Genomic DNA, 2,924 nt, shown 5'->3' on the forward strand with positions numbered 1-2,924 from the left:
CACTCGCCCCGCTCGGGCTCTATCAGGCCCGCACCCTCGTCACCGGCACCGACATGCGCAGCCGGCCGGCAGGTTTTGCGCAGTGTCTGCGCGATGTGCTGGTGAAGGTTTCCGGCGATCCGCGCCTTGCCGGCGATCCGCGCGTGGCGGCGCTGACAGCCGATGCCGGCCGCTTCGTCGCCGGCTTCGATTATCTCGACCGCATGAGCGGCATTTCGCGGCATGACGATCAGGGCAGTTCCGACCGGCCCTACTTCCTCACCGTCAGCTTCGATGCCGCCCGGATCGACGCGCTGCTGAAGGACCTCGGCGCCGCCCCCTGGCGCGGACCGCGGCCGGTGCTGGCGCCGGTGGTGTTCATGAACGGGCTGAAGACGCGCTATCTGCTGAGCGCGGCGCTGCCGCAGGCGGATGCGCCGCGCGCGGCGCTGGCCGATGCCGGCGAACGCTTCGCCATGCCGCTCGCCCTGCCGGACCCGGACGCCCTCGGCCGGCCGCTGCCGGCAGACCGGGTGGCGCTGCCCGGCCTTCTCACCTACAGCGAAACCGATCCGGGCTGGGTCGCCACATGGCAGTTCGGCTGGCAGGGCGCCGGCTACACATGGACGGTCCGCGGCGTTTCCTTCGACGAGGCGTTTCGCAGCGGCGTGAAGGGGGCGATGCAGATCGTCTCCGGCCACGGCGCCCCGCGCTGAAGGGGCGGCCGGGCGCCCCCGCCCCTGACAGCGCATCCCGGACCGGGCCGCGGCCGGACCGGCACGGCGGTAGCGGCCCGCCCCGGCCCGGCCAGCCTGTCGGGCGGATCAGTTCATGAGCTTGAGGCAGGCGCCCGCGGCCCTGGCGGCGTCGCGCGCCTCGCCCATGGAAACGGTGCCGGCCTTGACGAGGGCGCGGGTCTTGTCGGTCACCAGCGCCTTCAGGTCGGCGCCGGCCGTGTAGGCGGGCGCGGTGGCGGCATAGATGGTCCGGGCGGCGGGCGACAGCGACGCCGCGCACTTGTCGGCGGCGGCCTGATCGGCCAGCGCCGGGCCGGCGAGAAGAAGGCAGGCGGTGAAAGCGGCAAGCCGGATCTTCATCGTGTGCGTCTCCGCAATTCGGGAAAGAAAGACAGACAATGTCTGACGCCGGCGCTGCGGGGCGCAAAACGGCCCGCCACCGCCCGCAGACACAGAAAACGCTGTAGAAGCCGGCGGCCGACGCCTCAAGGGCGAAGATTGATCCGATCTCCGGCCGCTTCAGTGAAAATTGCGGGCTTTCACCGCAAGCCGGCGCTGTGCCGGCTCTGCCTCCGCCGGCCGCGCGGGGGCGGCCGTCTCCGGCCAGCCGGGCGGCAGCGGCGGCAGGCCGCGGTCGTTGCTGCCGCCGGCGCGGGCCTCGTCGCCGCGGCCGAACGGCCACGCCATGTCGCCGCCCCGCTCGCCGAGGCCGGCCAGCAGGGCGCCGTGATCGGCCAGCGAGCGGGCGACGACATGGATGATGTCGCCCTCACGCTGCACCCGGCCGCGGGCCGCCACCAGATCGGCCGACAGGATGAGCCGGCGCTGACGCTCGAACAGCTTCGACCAGATGACGACGTTGGCAGTGCCGGTTTCGTCCTCAAGGGTCATGAAGGTCACGCCGCGGGCGCTGCCCGGCCGCTGGCGCACCAGCACGAGGCCGGCCACGGTGATGAAATCGCCGTCGCGCGCCGCCGTCAGTGCCGCGCACGGCCGGATGCGGCGGCGGGCGAGATCGCCGCGCAGGAACGACACCGGATGGGCCCGCAGGCTGAGGCCGGTGGCGCTGTAGTCCTCCACCACCTCGCCGCCGTCGGGCATCCGGGCCAGCGGCACGGCCGGCTCGCTCACCCCCTCGCCGCGGCGCGGAACCGCAAGGCCGGCGCGGTCGTCGGCGGCGGCAAACAGCGGCAGCGGCCGGGCCCGCAGCGCCTTCACCGCCCACAGCGCCTCGCGCCTCGCCAGCCCGAGCGAGGGGGCAAAGGCATCGGCCTCCGCCAGCCGCTCCAGCGCGGCCGCCTCCAGGCCGGTGCGCGCCTGCACATCGGCCGGGTCGGCATAAGGCACCGGCCCGCGGGCAACGGCCAGCCGCGCCCCGTCGGCCTCCGCCAGCCCCTTCACCAGCCGCAGGCCGAGGCGCAGGGCAAACCGGCGGGGCCGTGCGGCGCCGGAGCCGGCCGGCGCCGGTGCGCAGTTCTCCGGTGCCCGGTCTTGCGGCGCCCAGTCTTCCCGCGTGTCGTCTTCCCGCGGGCTGTCTTCCCGCGGGCTGTCTTGTAGCGCGCCGTCCTCCAGCGTGCAGTCCCAGCGGCTGGCGTTGAGATCGACCGGCCGCACCTCCACCCCGTGGGCGCGGGCATCGCGCACGATCTGCGCCGGGGCATAGAACCCCATCGGCTGCGCGTTGAGCAGCGCGCAGGCGAACACCTCCGGATGGCGGCACTTCAGCCACGACGAGATATAGGCCAGGCGGGCGAACGAAGCCGCGTGGCTTTCCGGAAAGCCATAGGAGCCGAAACCTTCGAGCTGGCGGAAGGTGCGGGCGGCGAATTCCGCCGTGTAGCCGTTCGCCACCATGCCGGCGATGAGCTTGTCGCGGAACGTCACCACGGTGCCGGTGTTCTTGAAGGTGGCCATGGCCCGGCGCAGGCCATCGGCCTCGGTGGCCGTGAAGCCGGCGCATTCGATGGCAATGCGCATGGCCTGTTCCTGAAACAGCGGCACGCCGAAGGTGCGCTCCAGCAGCGCGCGGAATTCCGGGCGCGGATAATCCGGCGCCTCCTGCCCGCTGCGGCGGCGCAGGTAGGGATGCACCATGTCGCCCTGAATGGGGCCGGGCCGCACGATGGCCACCTCGATGGTGAGGTCGGTGAGATTGCGCGGCTTCAGGCGCGGCAGCATCGCCATCTGCGCCCGGCTCTCGATCTGGAA

General features: G+C 73.1%; 3 protein-coding genes. 1 reads left to right on the forward strand and 2 read right to left on the reverse strand.

Going from position 1 to position 2,924, the window contains the following annotated elements; all coding sequences use genetic code 11:
• On the forward strand, nucleotides 1-695 hold a 695-nt coding region (locus V7067_RS17085), incomplete at its 5' end, for a DUF2066 domain-containing protein (protein ID WP_334177090.1).
• Between the two features lie 108 nt (nucleotides 696-803).
• On the opposite strand, the gene V7067_RS17090 is transcribed toward V7067_RS17085, so the two are convergent.
• Both V7067_RS17090 and V7067_RS17095 read right to left on the reverse strand, forming a co-directional pair.
• On the reverse strand, nucleotides 804-1,076 hold the full coding sequence (locus V7067_RS17090) for a hypothetical protein (protein ID WP_334177091.1): 273 nt from the start codon (nucleotides 1,074-1,076) through the stop codon (nucleotides 804-806).
• Nucleotides 1,077-1,235: 159 nt separating this feature from the next.
• A partial coding sequence (locus V7067_RS17095) for an OB-fold nucleic acid binding domain-containing protein (RefSeq protein ID WP_334177092.1) occupies nucleotides 1,236-2,924 on the reverse strand: 1,689 nt, incomplete at its 5' end.

Origin of the sequence: Pseudoxanthobacter sp. (assembly GCF_036822375.1) — a bacterium.
Taxonomy (GTDB): domain Bacteria; phylum Pseudomonadota; class Alphaproteobacteria; order Rhizobiales; family Segnochrobactraceae; genus Pseudoxanthobacter.

Coding starts and splice junctions, on each gene's coding strand:
- V7067_RS17090 (WP_334177091.1), bottom strand. CDS start 1,076: ATGAAGATCCGGCTTGCCGCTTTCACCGCCTGCCTTCTTCTCGCCGGC.